Annotated in this window: 14 protein-coding genes and 2 pseudogenes; 6 read left to right on the top strand and 10 right to left on the bottom strand. The window is 70.1% G+C overall.

From position 1 onward, the window contains the following. Positions 1 to 186: pseudogene (locus IE263_RS36130) on the bottom strand (DUF4097 family beta strand repeat-containing protein); the annotation flags it as partial. 231 nt (positions 187 to 417) lie between these two features. Between IE263_RS36130 and IE263_RS36125 the strand changes: the two are divergent. Continuing rightward, positions 418 to 1,152 carry a helix-turn-helix domain-containing protein gene (locus IE263_RS36125; RefSeq protein ID WP_189942280.1) on the top strand — a complete coding sequence of 245 codons (735 nt, stop codon included), beginning with the start codon at positions 418 to 420 and terminating at the stop codon, positions 1,150 to 1,152. A gap of 94 nt (positions 1,153 to 1,246) precedes the next feature. Here IE263_RS36125 and IE263_RS36120 read toward each other — a convergent pair whose 3' ends face one another. The 4 genes from IE263_RS36120 to IE263_RS36105 form a co-directional block, all read right to left on the bottom strand. Beyond that, on the bottom strand, positions 1,247 to 3,232 hold the full coding sequence (locus IE263_RS36120; protein ID WP_189942279.1) for a hypothetical protein: 1,986 nt from the start codon (positions 3,230 to 3,232) through the stop codon (positions 1,247 to 1,249). Positions 3,233 to 3,521: 289 nt separating this feature from the next. Further along, on the bottom strand, positions 3,522 to 5,084 hold the full coding sequence (locus IE263_RS36115) for a cellulase family glycosylhydrolase (protein WP_189942278.1): 1,563 nt from the start codon (positions 5,082 to 5,084) through the stop codon (positions 3,522 to 3,524). 306 nt (positions 5,085 to 5,390) lie between these two features. Next, entirely contained in the window at positions 5,391 to 6,212 is an 822-nt protein-coding gene (locus tag IE263_RS36110) for an ABC transporter permease (RefSeq protein ID WP_189942277.1), read from the bottom strand. Further along, a complete protein-coding gene (locus IE263_RS36105; RefSeq protein WP_189942276.1) occupies positions 6,209 to 7,243 on the bottom strand; it encodes an ATP-binding cassette domain-containing protein in 1,035 nt (344 codons plus the stop codon). Before IE263_RS36105 ends, IE263_RS36110 begins: the two co-directional genes overlap by 4 nt. 131 nt (positions 7,244 to 7,374) lie before the next feature. Here IE263_RS36105 and IE263_RS36100 point away from each other — a divergent pair, with 131 nt between their 5' ends. Next, complete coding sequence (locus IE263_RS36100) at positions 7,375 to 8,133, top strand: TetR/AcrR family transcriptional regulator (RefSeq protein WP_189942275.1); 759 nt, start codon at positions 7,375 to 7,377, stop codon at positions 8,131 to 8,133. Between the two features lie 30 nt (positions 8,134 to 8,163). Here the strand turns inward: IE263_RS36100 and IE263_RS36095 are convergent, their stop codons facing one another. Continuing rightward, positions 8,164 to 9,150, bottom strand: a complete 987-nt coding sequence (locus IE263_RS36095; protein ID WP_189942274.1) for a WD40 repeat domain-containing protein — start codon at positions 9,148 to 9,150, stop codon at positions 8,164 to 8,166. A gap of 98 nt (positions 9,151 to 9,248) precedes the next feature. On the opposite strand from IE263_RS36095, the gene IE263_RS36090 reads away from it, so the two are divergent. Further along, complete coding sequence (locus tag IE263_RS36090) at positions 9,249 to 9,926, top strand: SGNH/GDSL hydrolase family protein (RefSeq protein WP_189942273.1); 678 nt, start codon at positions 9,249 to 9,251, stop codon at positions 9,924 to 9,926. On the opposite strand, the gene IE263_RS36085 is transcribed toward IE263_RS36090, so the two are convergent. Then, positions 9,887 to 10,717: an aminoglycoside adenylyltransferase family protein gene (locus tag IE263_RS36085; RefSeq protein ID WP_189942272.1), complete on the bottom strand. Its 831-nt coding sequence runs from the start codon at positions 10,715 to 10,717 to the stop codon at positions 9,887 to 9,889. The two genes, IE263_RS36090 and IE263_RS36085, sit on opposite strands and share 40 nt — an antisense overlap. Positions 10,718 to 10,789: 72 nt before the next feature. On the opposite strand from IE263_RS36085, the pseudogene IE263_RS49010 reads away from it, so the two are divergent. Together IE263_RS49010 and IE263_RS36080 are read left to right on the top strand one after the other, a co-directional pair. Next, a pseudogene (locus IE263_RS49010) lies at positions 10,790 to 10,981 on the top strand (PIN domain-containing protein); the annotation flags it as partial. Positions 10,982 to 11,027: 46 nt separating this feature from the next. Beyond that, positions 11,028 to 12,020, top strand: a complete 993-nt coding sequence (locus IE263_RS36080; RefSeq protein ID WP_189942271.1) for an aldo/keto reductase — start codon at positions 11,028 to 11,030, stop codon at positions 12,018 to 12,020. A 247-nt stretch (positions 12,021 to 12,267) separates the two neighbouring features. Here IE263_RS36080 and thpR read toward each other — a convergent pair whose 3' ends face one another. Then, positions 12,268 to 12,840, bottom strand: a complete 573-nt coding sequence (gene thpR, locus IE263_RS36075) for an RNA 2',3'-cyclic phosphodiesterase (protein WP_189942270.1) — start codon at positions 12,838 to 12,840, stop codon at positions 12,268 to 12,270. 111 nt (positions 12,841 to 12,951) lie between these two features. Here thpR and IE263_RS36070 point away from each other — a divergent pair, with 111 nt between their 5' ends. Next, the gene (locus IE263_RS36070; protein WP_189942269.1) at positions 12,952 to 13,533 is read left to right on the top strand and encodes a Uma2 family endonuclease; all 582 of its coding nucleotides are present in this window, start codon (positions 12,952 to 12,954) and stop codon (positions 13,531 to 13,533) included. A 10-nt stretch (positions 13,534 to 13,543) separates the two neighbouring features. Here the strand turns inward: IE263_RS36070 and IE263_RS36065 are convergent, their stop codons facing one another. Together IE263_RS36065 and IE263_RS36060 are read right to left on the bottom strand one after the other, a co-directional pair. Then, positions 13,544 to 14,923, bottom strand: a complete 1,380-nt coding sequence (locus tag IE263_RS36065) for an MFS transporter (RefSeq protein WP_189942268.1) — start codon at positions 14,921 to 14,923, stop codon at positions 13,544 to 13,546. 25 nt (positions 14,924 to 14,948) lie between these two features. Next, a complete protein-coding gene (locus IE263_RS36060) occupies positions 14,949 to 15,386 on the bottom strand; it encodes a MarR family winged helix-turn-helix transcriptional regulator (protein WP_189942267.1) in 438 nt (145 codons plus the stop codon). Positions 15,387 to 15,430: the final 44 nt, after the last annotated feature.

The following is a 15,430-nucleotide window of genomic DNA, read 5'->3' as shown; positions in this document are numbered from 1 at the left end:
CCGCAGGACGCCGTCGGCGTAGTCGACCGTGGTCTGCTCGGCCAGCTTCACATCCCGGCCCTTGGAGGGGTCCGTGGGCCGGACCTCGACCGCGGTGTCGGCCCGGTCGGCGGCGATGACCTGCACCCGCCCGGCCTGGATGTCGAGGACGGCGGCGATCGGGGCGGGGGTGGCGAACGTGTGCATCGTGCTCTCCTTCGGTTCCTTGTTTCTGACGATGGAAAAGCTACGTTGCATTCAAAGACCTGGCAACAAGTTCGTTGCGAAGAATCAGCATTGTTGCAGGTAGAGACGATAAAATCGTTGCAATGGTCTCGAATTTAATGCAACAACAGCCATCTGCTCGTTGCAATGGTTTGAGAGTGAACGCTATCCTTGTGGCACCGAGGAGCAACAAGGAGCACGAAGGAGATCGCGATGCCGGGAGGCAGGCTCACCCAGCAGGAACGCCAGCAGATCGCGCTGGGGTTGGCCGACGGCCTCGCCTACGCGGAGATCGCCAGACGTCTCGACCGTCCGACCTCGACGATCACGCGTGAGGTGATGCGCAACGGCGGCCCGACCGCCTACCGCGCCGACCTGGCCCACCGCGCCACCGAACGCCGCACCCACCGGCGCAGGCAGGCCACACCCCGGGGAGCGGAGGCGCTCCCCCAGGCACACGGGCGCGACGCCGAGGCCGTGCGCGAGTACCAGGAGGTGTTCACCACCGTCATGATGGCTTCGGGCATGCCCACGATGATGTCCCGAGTGCTGACCTGCCTCCTCACCACCGACTCCGGCAGCCTCACCGCTTCCGAGCTCGCCCAGCACCTCCAGGTCAGCCCGGCCTCCATCTCCAAGGCGATCACATACCTCGAGGGCCAGGGCATGGTCCGCCGGGAACGCGACGAACGCCGCCGCGAGCGCTATGTCGTCGACGACGACATCATGTACCAGTCGATGATGGCCAGCGCCCGGTCCGTCGCCCAGATCGTCGGGATCGCGCGGCAGGGCGTGGGCGTCCTCGGCTCCGGCACCCCGGCCGGCGGCCGGCTGGAGAACATCGCCCGCTTCCTCGACTTCGTCACCGAAAGCACAGCCCGCGCCGCGGAGCAGGCCCGCGAGATCCTCCACACGAAACCCGAAAAACCCTCAGGCGGCACTGCCTAGCCACGTTCAGAGCGCGGATAGACAAGCGTGATGCAGCCCAGCCGCTTCGCGGGACAACGTCGTTGGCCCGATGGTCGCCGAGGTGGGGCGGCGTCTAGTGGTGGACGGAGCCGATGTTGGTGGAGCGGTCGACGGCCACGCACTGCGCCTGCGTGCCGCTGCCGGTGGCGGTGACGGTCAGGTTGTTGGGGTTGCCGCAGTTGTTGTTCTGCCGCCCCTCCTGGGCGGTGTTCTGCTGAATCAGGCTCAGCGCGCTCGAGCCGCCCTTTGCCTCGGCGCCGTCGCTGATCTCTGCAGTGCCGATGTTCTTGGAGTGGTCGATCGTCTTGCACCGGGTCTCCGCCCGGCTGCCGGTGCTGGTGATCGTGGAGCCGTTGGGGTTCGCGCAGTTGTTGTTCTGCCGACCCTCCTGCGCCGTGTTCTGCTGGACCAGGGTGCCGCCGGTCGCGGAGCCGCCTTCAGCGCGCGCCCCACCGCCCCTGACCACGGTGTGCTTGTTGCGGGAGACGTCCTTGTTCACACACCCGCTCTCCTGCCGCCCACCACCGCCCGCGGTGACGTCGGAGGTGTTGGGGTTGGCGCAGTTGTTGTTCTGCCGACCCGACTGGGCGGTGTTCTGCTGGAACACGTCGCCGGCGCCGGTGGAGCCGCCTTCGGCGCGCGCGCCGCCGCCCTTGACCACGGTGTGCTTGTTGCGGGAGACGTCCCTGTTCACACACCCGCTCTCCTGCTGACCGCTCGCAATGACGCCGGAGCCGTTGGGGTTGGCGCAGTTGTTGTTCTGCCGACCCTCCTGCGCCGTGTTCTGCTGGACCAGGGTGCCGCCGGTCGCGGAGCCGCCTTCGGCGCGCGCCCCACCGCCCTTGACCACGGTGTGCTTGTTGCGGGAGACGTCCTTGTTCACACACCCGCTCTCCTGCCGCCCACCCTCGATGGCGTCGACTCGGGAGCTGTTGGGGTTGGCGCAGTTGTTGTTCTGCCGCCCCTCCTGCGCCGTGTTCTGCTGGACCGCAGCGACCGTGCCGGAGCCGCCTTCGGCGCGGGCGCCGCCGCCCTTGACCACGGTGTGCTTGTTGCGGGAGACGTCCTTGTTCACACACCCGCTCTCCTGCCGCCCACCCTCACGCGCGGTGATGAGTGAGTCGTTGGGGTTGGCACAGTTGTTGTGCTGCCGACCCTCCTGCGCCGTGTTCTGCTGGACTGCAGCGACCGTGCCGGAGCCGCCTTCAGCGCGCGCCCCACCGCCCTTGACCACGGTGTGCTTGTTGCGGGAGACGTCCTTGTTCACGCACCCGCTCTCCTGCCGCCCACCCTCACGCGCGGCAACGCCGGAGGCGTTGGGGTTGGCGCAGTTGTTGTTCTGCCGACCTTCCTGCGCCGTGTTCTGCTGGATCACGCCGCCGGTCGCGGAGCCGCCCTCGGCGCGCGCCCCACCACCCTTGACCACGGTGTGCTTGTTACGGGAGACGTCCCTGTTCACACACCCGCTCTCCTGCTGACCACCACCCGCGGTGACGGGGGAAGAGTTGGGGTTGGCGCAGTTGTTGTTCTGCCGACCCTCCTGCGCCGTGTTCTGCTGGATCACGCCGCCCGTGGCGGAGCCGCCCTCGGCGCGCGCCCCACCACCCTTGACCACGGTGTGCTTGTTACGGGAGACGTCCCTGTTCACACACCCGCTCTCCTGCTGACCACCACCCGCGGTGACGGGGGAAGAGTTGGGGTTGGCGCAGTTGTTGTTCTGCCGACCCTCCTGCGCCGTGTTCTGCTGGACGACGTCGGCGGTGCTGGAGCCGCCCTCGGCGCGCGCCCCACCATCCTCGACGAGGTCGTGCTTGTTCCAAGACGCGTCGTCGGTCACGCAGCGCACGTCTCTTCTGCTGTCCGTCAGCTCTGGCAGCCCGGAAGAATTCTCATGTGAGCAGTTGTTGTTCTGCTTGCTCTCCTGGGCGGTGTTCTGCTGGAACAGATCACCTGCGGTGCTGGAGCCGCCCGTGGCGGCCGCGCCGGGGTCGTCGGCAAGGGCGAGCCCGCAGTTGGCGGACGCCAGGCCACCAACGGCCAGGGCCACCAGTGTGGCCATCCTGATCCTGTGCGTGCGCACCTTGTTCCTCCCGAACGAACGCGGCGTGTCGAGCTCTCCGGCGTCGTGTCACAACGACGCCGGACTCAGTTCGGCATGGCCCAGGCAGCGCGTCCGCCCGGATGGCCCACGCGTCCCCTCAGAAGGGCTGCCGGCGTACACCCGAACGGGGTCCGCCGCTGATTCTTGCGACCCGTCCGGCAGGGCGCCCGGCGACCACCACCGGGCGCCCTCCCGTCACACGGAACCGCAGCTCATACGGCACCGCAGCTCGTACGCCCCGTCCGGCTCACGTCGCCGTACAACTCACACTCGGCACACCCCCACCCCCGGGCGCCCCACCGAACCCGAAACTCGCCGAACCGCCCACCGGCACAGCCCCGTTGTGAGCGGCGTTCACCGCCGTCACCGTGGCCCCGCTCTGCGTATGGGACGCGTTCCACATGTTGGTGACCTTCTGGGCGCCGGGCCACGTCCACGTCACTTTCCAGGACTTGATCGCGGCTGCGCCCGCGTTGGTCACCTTCACCTCGGCGTTGAAGCCGCTCCCCCAGTCGCTGCTGACGGTGTAGGCGGCGGTGCAGGCGGCCGCGCCGGGGTCACCGGGGCCGCCGGGGTCGCCGGGGTCGCCCGGGTCGCCGCTCCCGCTGCCCGGCGGGAACCCCGGCGCCTTGATGCTCGCCAGATACCCGTCCTTCACCGTGTCCACGGTCGTCCAGTCGTCCTTCAGGATCCCGCCTGTGTCACCGGAGTTGGGGTTCCAGGACCAGAAGGTCCAGTGGAAGGAGTCGGAGCCGTACGTCGACGTCGAGCGCAGGTAGGTGACCAACGCCGCCAGCCACTTCTGGTCGATCGTCGACTGGAGCGTCGTACCGAACTCGCCGAGCCAGACCGGGGCGATGTTCTGCTTGAAGATGTAGCCCCAGTACTTGTCCCAGATGCCGGGCATGTTCGCGGGGAAGGAGGGGTCGTTGAACCAGCTCTGCTGGGCCACGCTCGTTGCGTAGTCGTGGGCGGAGTACACCAGCCGGCCCGCGACGTCGAGGCGGACCGGGTACTGGGCGACGCCCATCAGGTTGCCTCCCCACCAGCCGGAGACGCCGTCGAAGCTCTGCACGCCCTCCGCGAAGATCAGGAGCTCCGGGTTGACGGAGAGGACCGCGTTGCCGGCCCGTTCGGCGGCCAGGCGCCAGTCCCTCGTCGTGTCGCCGCAGCCCCAGCAGGCGGGGTCGTGGGGCTCGTTGTGGAGGTCGATGCCCACGACGGTGGGGTTGCCCTTGTAACGGGTCGCCAGCGCCTTCAGGTTCGTGATCCACGTCGACTCGGGGACCGCCGAGGTGTACCAGAGCGCCGACTGGCCCGCGGCGTCCGGGCGGTGGCGGTCGAGAACGACCTTCAGGCCGGTCTGACCGGCGTACCCCACGATCTTGTCCAGGACCTGCAAGGACGTCAGGCCCCGCAGGTCCGCGTTCTTGCCGTCGGAGAAGTTGAGGCTGTCGGGCATGGTGCCGGGCTTGAGGATGTCGTCGCTGAAGGGGAGGCGGATGGTGTTGTAGCCCAGCGACTTCATCTGGTCGATCATGCTCTTGTAGTCGCGGGACCAGAGGCCGTGGACCACGTGGTTGGCGGTCTCGAAGCCGAACCAGTTGATGCCGGCGATGCGGACCGACTGGCCGGACGCGTCCAGGATCTGGCGGCCGCTGGTGTGCCAGTAGCCGGCTCCGGCGTCGGCCAGGCGGGCCCCGGTCCTGGTCTCGGCCTCGGCCGCGTGGGCGGTCTGCGCGCCCGCCGCCAGCGGTAACAGCAGGGCCGCGACGACGGCACACAGCGCTCTGCGCAAGATGGGGAACATGTCGTGCTTCCTCTCGGGGGAAGGCGCGGGCCCGGAACATATGGGAGCGCTCCCACACGCCGCGCACCACCAGGAAACTGACATGCCATGGTCGCGTCAAGACAGGTGGCGGCGTGCGGCAGCACGCGAGCCCCGTCGCCCTGGCGGCACGGCAGCGCGCAGGCCCCGGCCGCCCCGTTCCGCGGGACAGTCCGAGCCTGGCCGCTACGGCCGGCGACTGTCGCGCAGGACGGGGCGCGGGACGGGGCGGACGGGTGACGCCCTCAACCCCGTCCGACGCCTTCAGTCCCCATCGCGACGGACACCTCACCGGCTCAGCTTCTGGAACCTCCGCACCGCCAACGGCAGGAAGATCACTGTCAGCACCACCGGCCACACGCCCGCCATCAGCAGCGCATGCTCCTCGACCCACGAGTCGCCGCCCCCGACCGGCGTCCCGAACAGCTCACGGGTGGCCGCGGCCGTCGAGGAGATGGGGTTCCAGGCGGCCACGGCGCCCAGCCAGTCGGGCATCAGCTGGGGCGCGACGAAGATGCTGGAGATCATCGTCAGGGGGAACGCCACCGCGAACAGCCCGCCCGCCGCCTCCGGGTTGGGGACCAGCAGGCCCAGCCACACGCCGATCCAGATCAGCGCGAACCGCAGCCACAGCAGCAGGCCGAAGGCGGCGAGGAAGCCGAGGCCGGCGTCCGGGCGCCAGCCCATCGCGAAGGCCGTCAGCATCATGATGGCCAACTCCGCGCAGGCCGCGATCAGATCGGTCACCCCGCGCCCCGCGACCACCGCGGACGAGGCCATCGGCATGGAACGGAACCGGTCGATGACCCCCTTGGTGGAGTCGTACACGACGAGCGTGGCGGTGTTGATGAAGCCGAACGCCATCGTCATCACGAACATCCCCGGCATCAGGAAGTCCTTGTAGTCCCCGCCGCCGGGCACCTTCATCGCGCTGCCGAAGACATAGCCGTACAGCAGCACGGAGAGGATGGGGAAGCCCAGCTGCCAGGCGATGTTGACGGGTTGGCGCTGGTAGTGGGTCAGGCCGCGGCGGACGATGTTCCAGACGTCGGCGAACAGCCAGTACGTGCGGCCGTGCGCGGCCGGGCCCGTCAGATCCACGGCGCTCATGCGACCGTCTCCTTCCCTCGCGAAGCCCCTTGCGAAGTCCCAGGGGATGTCCCTTGTGAAACCCCTTCCGAAGCCCTTTGCGAGGCGTCCGTCCGGTGTCCCGTCAGGCGCAGGAACACGTCGTCGAGGCTCGGCCTGCGCAGTCCGATGTCCTCGACCCGGACGCCCTCGTCCTGCAGCGTCCGCGCCACCTCCGTCAGAGCGGAGACCCGGTCGGCCACCGGCGCGTGCACGCGCAACTCGGCCTCCTCCGCCTCGGGTTCGCCGTCCGAGACGCGGGCGACGACCTTCACCACGCGCGGGATCTCGGACCGCTCGGCGACCACGACCTCGATCCGGTCGCCACCGATGCGGTTCTTCAGCCCGTCCGGGGTGTCGTCGGCGATGGCCCGCCCCTGGTCGATGACGGTGATCCGCGAGGCCAGCTTGTCGGCCTCCTCCAGGTACTGCGTGGTCAGCAGGACCGTCGTACCGCTCGCGACCAACGCCCGTACGGACTCCCAGACCTCGCCCCGGCTGCGGGGGTCCAGTCCCGTCGTCGGCTCGTCGAGGAACAGGACGGCGGGGGCGAGGATCATCGACGCGGCGAGGTCGAGCCGGCGCCGCATGCCGCCGCTGTACTTTCCGACGCCCCGGTCGGCGGCGTCGGTCAGGTCGAACTGCTCCAGCAGCTCGGCGGCCCGGAGCTTCGCCTGCCTGCCGCCCAGGTGGAACAGCCGGCCGAACATCTCCAGGTTCTGCCGGCCGGTGAGCACCTCGTCCACGGCCGCGTACTGGCCGGTGAGCCCGATCCGGGCCCGTACCTCGCGCGGCTGCCCGGCCACGTCCAGGCCGGCCACGGTCGCCCGGCCGCCGTCCAGCCGGATGAGCGTGGACAGGATGCGTACGGCGGTTGTCTTGCCGGCGCCGTTCGGCCCGAGCAGGCCGTGCACGGTGCCCTCGCGGACGGCCAGGTCGAAGCCGTCGAGGGCGCGTTTCTCGCCGTACCGCTTCTCCAGTCCCTCAGCGCGCACGGCGTATCCGTCGGTCATGAGTAGCCCTTCCGGTAACAGAGCTTCCGGTCGCAGGTCTTTTGGTCACAGCACTTCCGATAACTGAGTACACCGTACCCGATTACGCGTACACCGTACTCAGTTTTTCGCCACGGAACTAAGCTGCACCCATGACGAGCAGCACGGACACCAGCGGCAGCGGCGACATCGTCCGGACCCTCGAGCTGCTGTGGGACACCGGCAAGCGCCCGAGCCGCGGGCCCAAGCCGGGCCTGACGCTGGAGCAGATCGTGGAGACCGCCGTCGAGATCGCCGACCGGGACGGGCTCGACGCGGTCTCGATGCGCCGGATCGCCGCCGAACTGGGGACGGGCGCGATGTCCCTCTACCGGTACGTCCCCGGCAAGGCCGAGCTGCTCGACCTCATGCTGGACCGCGTGCAGCGCCCCGGCCAGGACGACCTCGGCGACGGCGGCTGGCGCTCCGCCCTGGAGGCCATGGCCCGCGCCACCCTCGCCCTCTACCGCCGCCACCCGTGGCTGCTCCAGGTCAACCAGTCCCGCCCGATCCTCGGCCCGAGCGCCCTGGACGGCATGGAGAAGGTGCTCACCCGCATCAAGCCCATGGGTCTGTCCGACCCGGAGCTGGTGTCGGCGATCATCATGATCGACGGGTACGTCGTCGGCGCCGCGCGCACGCAGGTGTACCAGGAGGAGGCGGAGCGCAAGTCAGGCATGACGGACGCGCAGTTCTGGGCGGCCCAGGCGCCGATACTGGAGCAGATCATGGCCTCCGGGCGCTACCCCGTCATGGCCGCCCTCTCCGAGGACACCTTCATCCCCTCCTTCGACCACTTCGACTTCGGTCTCCAGCGGATCCTGGACGGGCTGGAGGTGCTCGTCGAGCAGCGGAAGGGCGCCGCCGAGTAGGCCGCCTCAGTCCCTCAGTCCCTCGGTCCTTCAGCTCCTCCGCCGCAGCCGCCGCACTCCGAACAGGGCGGCGCACACGACGGCCAGGACGACGGCGCCCGTCCGTACGTTCCCGCTCACTCCCTCGCCGCCGCCGTCACCCTCGTCCGAGGCCGACGAACTCCCGCTGCCGGACGGCGACTTGGCGCCCGCCTCGGCCGCCCCGGGCGCGTCCTCCGCCTGCACGCCGCTGCCGACGCCCTCGGTGCCGTACATCAGCTTCGAGCCGTCGGCCGAGTACGTGGCGGACTCCCCCTGCTGCTGCAACGGCACGTCGAGCCGCTCCAGCCGCTTGGGTGTGCCGTCGTTCCAGTCGTAGAGGATGCCGCCGAAGTAGCCGCGGACGGCGAGGCGTCGCCCGTCCGGGGAGAAGGCGGCGTCGGTGGCCCACAGGTCGATGGGGGCGACGGGCTTGAAGACGTTCGTGCCGGAGGCGGAGAGGCGGGCCGGCTGCTCGTAGAGGTGCCCGCCGTCCTCCTGCTTGTCGATGATGTAGACGCGTCCGGTCTTCGGGTGCACGACGAGCGACTCGGCGTCGCGGGGGCCGTCCTGGTACTTCACGACGTACTGCGTGGCGCGGATCGTCTGGTCCTCGAGCTGCTTCGGCTCGGGCAGCCGGTAGATCCACACGTGGTCCCACACGACGCCGTCGTTGTCGCCGATGTCACCGACGTAGAGCTGGTTGTCCGGCCCCATGGAGACCGCCTCGATGTCGCGCGGGGTGCCCACGCCGGTCATGGTGATCGTCGCGACGGTCTTTCCGGTGGCGCTGTCCACCGCGTAGAGGTAGGCGCCCTCGTCCTGGTCGTTGTGCGTCCAGTAGATGCCGGGGTGCTGGCGGGAGGCGGCCAGGCCACTGGACTCGGTGATGCGGGGGTCCTCGATCGTGAAGCTCTTGTCGCCGTCGGCGGCGGCGGCGGGCGCCGCGAGGGCGGCCATGAGCAGGGCCCCGGCAAGGAGGGCGAACGGTCGGCGCATGCCCCAAGCCTGCCACCCCGCCCGCCCTTTCCGGGGTCGTGGCGGGCCTCACATCCCAGGCCACCCCACGCGTCACCGTGATCCATCATGATGAGCGGATGCTTAGGTTGATGCCCGTCGGCGACTCGATGACGATCGGCAGCGCCGGTGAGCACACATGGCGGTACCGCATGTGGCGCCACCTGTGCGCCACGTACGGCGGCCCGTTCACGCTCGTCGGCCCCCGCGACACGCTGTACGACAAGGCGGCGGACGCCCCGACGTCGTACGCGTACGCCGACCCCGACTTCCCCCGCCGCCATCTGGCCGGCTGGGGCGAGGGCTGGCTGCACATGGCCCCGCTGATCGGCGAGGCGGTGCGGACCCAGCGGGCGGACGTCCTGCTGGTCTCCCTGGGCCTGATCGACCTGGGCTTCTACACGAACGCCGAGCAGACGGCGGAGAACGTCCGCGCCTTCGTCGCCGAGGCCCGCACGGCGAACCCCCGGGTGAGCTTGGTCCTCCTCCCCGTCATCCCCAACGTCCGCGCCGCGTACGACGAGTCCTTCGCCGCCCAGGTCACCCGCTTCAACGAACTCCTGGCCAAGGCCGCCGCCGACCTCGACGAACCGTCCTCCCCCGTCCTGCTCGCCTCGGTCCCGGAGTCGTACGACATCGACAGCGACACCTACGACGGCACCCACCCGAACGCGCACGGCGAGCACAAGCTGGCGGCCGCCTTCGCGGAGGCGATGCATCAGGGCTGGGCTCTGGGCGGACCGTACGAGCCCTCCTGAGCCGGACCGTCCGAGCCTTCCTGAGCCGGACCGTCCGAGGCTGTCCGCGCCTCCGTGACGGCCCGCACCAGGAACTCGGCGGCCGGCCGCACCCGTCCCCTCAGGTCGTCCCAGCCCTCCTCCGTCTCCCCCGTATACCCGGCCCGGGCCCGCTCCAGCACGGGCCGGTGTGCCTGCGGCAACCGCGCGAGCACCCATGCGGCGGCCGCGTCCTTGGACCGTACGGTCCCGGTGGCGAGGGTGGTCCAGATCCGGGCCAGCGTCAGCAGCACGTTGCGCGTGTCGCTCTCCAGGTCGCCCATCAACTCCGCTACGCCCGCGGTGATTCCGCGCACCAGGTCCTCGTACGGCACGGGGTCGAGGACCTCGGCGGGCGGGGGCCCGTACAGGGGCGTGTCGCCGAGCAGGGTCATGGTGAGGAGCGGGGCGAGGTCGGGGCTGGGGGCGGGGCTCGGGAGGACGCCCCGGTCGAAGTCGCCGCGCAGCCAGTCGCCGTAGAGGAAGTCGCAGGTGGGCGGGTACCGCCAGGGGCGGATCTCCGACTGTACGACGACGATCAGCTCGACGGGGCGGTGGCCGTCGCGGCCGGAGAGGGGTAGCAACGCGGCGAGCAGCGCTCTTCTCTGCTGCTCCGTCAGCGACTGCCGGGCCACGACGAGCAGGTCCAGGTCGCTGTGCGGCCGGAGTCCGCCGAGAACGGCCGAGCCGTGGAGGTAGACGCCGAGGACGGCGTCGCCGAGGGTGCCGCGGACGAGCGTCACCAGCGCGTGCGCCTCCTCAGGAACCGGCACGGCAGCGCTCCCTCCAGTCGTCGTTGAGGGCGTCCGCCTGGCGCCGCTGGTACGCGGTGATCGTCCCGCCGGCGGCAGGTGGAAGTCCAGACCCTCCTCATCGGCACGGGCAACTGGAAGGCTCTCTCCGTCTCCGACCTGATCATCGCGGCGACGGCCGAGCGACACGGCGCCGTGGTCCTGCACTACGACGGCGACTACGACATGATCGCCTCCGTCACCGGCCGGCCGACAGCCTGGGTCGTCCCCGCGGGCACCGCCGACCGACCTCCTTGCCTTGAGCGGACTCGAAGGCGTTGGCTGGGATCCCATGAAGTACACGCAGCTCGGACGCACCGGACTCAAGGTCAGCCGGCTGGTCCTCGGGACCATGAACTTCGGCCCGCAGACGGACGAAGCGGACAGTCACGCGATCATGGACGCGGCGCTGGACGCGGGCATCAACTTCTTCGACACCGCGAACGTGTACGGCTGGGGCGAGAACAAGGGCCGTACCGAGACGATCATCGGCAACTGGTTCGCGAAGGGCGGCGAGCGCCGCGACAAGGTGGTCCTCGCCACCAAGGTGTACGGGAACATGGCCGCCGACGGCGACGCCTGGCCCAACCACGACAAGCTGTCCGCGCTGAACATCCGGCGTGCGGTCGACGCGTCGCTGAAGCGGCTGCAGACCGACCACATCGACCTCTACCAGTTCCACCACATCGACCGCAGCACCCCGTTCGAGGAGATCTGGCAGGCGGTGGACGTCCTCGTCCAGCAAGGCAAGATTCTTTACGCCGGCTCCTCCAACTTCCCCGGCTACAAGATCGCCCAGGCCAACGAGATCGCCGCCCGGCGCGGTGGCACGATCGGCCTCGTCAGCGAGCAGTGCCTGTACAACCTGGCCGAGCGTCGCGCCGAGATGGAGGTCATCCCGGCCGCGCAGGAGTACGGGCTCGGCGTGATCCCCTGGTCGCCGCTGCACGGCGGGCTGCTCGGCGGGGTCATCAAGAAGGAGGTCGAGGGCGGCCGCCGCGCCTCCGGCCGGGCCGCGGACTCCCTGGCCGACAGCAGCGTCCGCGCGCAGATCCAGTCCTACGAGGACCTCCTCGACAAGCACGGCCTGGAGCCCGGCGAGGTCGCGCTGGCCTGGCTGCTCACCCGGCCCGGGGTGACCGGCCCGATCGTCGGCCCGCGCACCGCCGGACAGCTCGACTCCGCCCTGCGCGCGGTCGAGCTGGAGCTGAGCGAGGAGCTGCTGGCCGGCCTCGACGAGATCTTCCCGGGCCCGGGTCCCGCTCCGGAGGCGTTCGCCTGGTGACACGGCCTGGTGACACGGCGAGGACAACACCCCCTTGAGGGGCGCGGGGCCGCATTCGATATGCGGCTCCGCCGCCGGGGCGCGACACGCCACGGACGGCCTGCAGCCGACCGGCGACGCGCAGTCCCCCAGCCTCGCCGCTCCACCAGCGGAGCTAAAGCGCCGCCGCCACCGCCACGACGATGAACAACAGCACGAGCACACCGGCCATGATCCGGTTCCGGGTCTTCGGGTCCACGCTTCGAGCCTAACCGGCCCCGCCGAGCGCCCAACGGGCGACCGCCTCATAACGCGGCTGCTCCCCCGGCACCCCGGACTTCGGCAGGTTGCTGCGCACCAGCACCAGCTCGTCCACCGTCCATGTACGGCCGGCGAAGGCGTCCAGCGCCTCGACGTACGGCCGGACGTCCACGGCGTCCCGGCTGCGGGCCACCGTCAGGTGGGCCTTGTAGCGGCGGTGCTCGCCCATGTCCAGGCCGGCCTTGCGCGCCGCCGCCTCCGTCCGGTCGGCCAGCAGCCGCAGCGCCGCCACCTCGCCCGACGCCCCGACCCACAGCGCCCGCCCGTGCCCGAACTGACCCCCGCCGCTCAGCGCCAGCTCGAAGGGCGCACTGCGGTGCGCGGCCCGCTCCAGCCGCGCCGACAGCTCCGGTACGACCTCCTCGTCGACCTCGCCGTAGAAGGCGAGCGTGAAGTGCCAGCCGGGGCGGCCGGTCCAGCGCAGCCCCTCCGCACCGGGCAGCTTCCGCAACGCGGCGATCTCGGCGCCGAGTTCACGGGTGACGTCCTCGGGGGGCACGACGGCGGCAAAGAGTCTCATGGGCTCAGTGTGCCCGCCATCACTCGGGGCCGGGCGTGTCCTGGTCACCGTGCGTATCGTTGTACTGCGCGGCTGCACTCGTCCCCAGGGCAGCCGGGGAGGAGCGCCACGATGACCGTCCTTGAAGACAGGATCGAGATGGCCGAGGAAGACGGCGAGCTGACTCTGGACGAGCTGTTCGAGTCGCTCGAGCGGACCACCCCCGAGGGATACAAGGTCGAGATCGTCGAGGGGGCCATCTTCATGTCGCCGCAGCGGGACACGCACTGGGAGATCATCGCCGACATCTACGAACAGCTGCGCACCAAGTACCCGCGCAAGCGCGTGAAGTCGGACGTACGCATCGACTACCCGGGCCACCTCAACGGCTTCGCCACCGATGTCACCCTCGTCAGCGAGGACGCCGAGAAGAGCCCCAAGGGACTGTGGAGCTGCGAGGACGTCGAGTTCGTCGCCGAGGTCATCTCGAAGGGCACGGCCCAGAACGACTACGGCCCCAAGAAGACCGCCTACGCCGTCGCCGAGGTCCCCGTCTACCTCATCGCCGACCCCTACCAGGGCAAGTGCCACCTCTACACCCAGCCCAAGGACGGCGAGTACCTCAGCGAACTGTCCGTCGCCTTCGGGGCGGACGTCGACCTGACCACCACCCTCGGTCTCACCCTCACCACCGACGAGTTCCCCCGCGACTGAGGGCCGCCGGTCAAGCCGCCGCCGTCAGTTCCTCGCGCCGCTCCCGCGGCACGAACCGCACCGTCGGATGCCCGTGCCGCCAGCCCACCGACAGCCGCAGGCCGCCGACCCGGGCCAGGAACAGGCCGATGGTGACGGCCGCGGCGGCGGAGACCGCGCCGCCCACGGCGAGGCCGGCCCGGACGCCGTACGCGTCCGTGATCCAGCCCGCGATCGGCGCGCCCACCGGGGAGCCGCCCAGGAAGACCATCATGTAGAGGGCCATGACACGGCCGCGCATGGCCGGGTCGGTGCCCATCTGGATGCTGGTGTTCGCGGTGACGTTGACCGTCATGCCGAACATGCCGATCGGCGCCATGAGCAGGGCGAACAGCCACAGGGACGGGGCTGCCGCCGCCACCAGCTCCACCAGGCCGAAGGCCACCGCCGCCGCGATCAGCACGCGCATCCGGGCGGTGCCGCGCCGGGCCGCCAGCAGTGCGCCGACCAGCGAGCCGACCGCCATCAGCGTGTTGAAGAGGCTGTAGGAGCCGGCGCCCGCGTGGAAGACGTCGTCGGCGAAGGCCGAGAGGTAGACGGGGAAGTTGAAGCCGAAGGTCCCTATGAAACCGACCAGGACGATCGGCCAGATCAGATCCGGGCGCCCGGCGACGTACTGGAGCCCTTCCCGCAGCTGGCCCTTGCCGCGCGGCGCCCGCTGGACGACGTGCAGCTCACGCGCCCGCATCAGCAGCAGACCGGCGATGGGCGCGACGAAGGACAGGCCGTTGAAGAGGAACGCCCAGCCCGTGCCCACGCCGGTGATCATCAGCCCGGCGACGGCGGGGCCGACGAGGCGGGCCGACTGGAAGTTGGCGGAGTTGAGACTGACCGCGTTCTGCAGCTGGTCCGGGCCGACCATCTCGGAGACGAAGGACTGGCGGGCCGGGTTGTCGACGACGGTCGCGAGGCCGACGGCGAAGGCGGCGACGTAGACGTGCCAGACCTCGACGTGCCCGGAGAGGGTGAGCAGCGCGAGCGCGACGCCGGTGACGGCCATCGACGTCTGGGTGACGAGCAGCGTGCGGCGCTTGGGGAGACGGTCGACGAGGACGCCGCCGTAGAGGCCGAAGAGCAGCATCGGCAGGAACTGCAGGGCCGTCGTGACGCCGACGGCGGTGGCGGAGCCGGTGAGGCTGAGCACCAGCCAGTCCTGGGCGATGCGCTGCATCCAGGTGCCGATGTTGGAGACGACCTGGCCGGCGAAGAACAGGCGGTAGTTCCTGACCTTCAGGGAGCTGAACATCGAGGACTTGGCCCGGGTGCCGGGGGGCGGGGTCTTCTCGGGGGTGGACCGGGAGTCGTGGGTGGTCGGTGCGGGGGCGGAATCTGCTCCGGGTCCCGTACTCAAAAGGGTTCGCCTCCTCGTGGACTGCCTACAGGTGTGCGAGCTTCTCCAGCACGGGGGCGGCGGCGCGCAGCGTGGCCCACTCGTCCTCGTCGAGGCCGTCGACCAGGGTGGCCAGGAAAGCGTTCCGCTTGCGGCGGCTCTCCTCGAGCATGGCCTCGGCCTGCTCGGTCTTCGTGACGACCTTCTGGCGCCGGTCCTCCGGGTGAGGCTCCAGCCGGACCAGTCCCTTGGCCTCCAGCAGTGCGACGATCCGGGTCATCGAGGGCGGCTGCACATGCTCCTTGCGGGCGAGCTCACCCGGGGTGGCACTGCCGCACAGGGACAGCGTGCCGAGCACCGACATCTCGGTCGGGCTCAGCGACTCGTCGACCCGCTGGTGCTTGAGCCGACGGGACAGCCGCATCACGGCGGATCGCAGGGAGTTCACGGCGGCAGCATCGTCGCCATGGGTAAGGTCCGGCATGTTCTTTAGCGTAACTCATTACCCTCGCTAAGGACCACTGGGGG

Source organism: Streptomyces aurantiogriseus (assembly GCF_014649375.1).
Taxonomy (GTDB): Bacteria; Actinomycetota; Actinomycetes; order Streptomycetales; family Streptomycetaceae; genus Streptomyces; species Streptomyces aurantiogriseus.
This window is presented reverse-complemented; position numbering and strand designations above follow the sequence as displayed.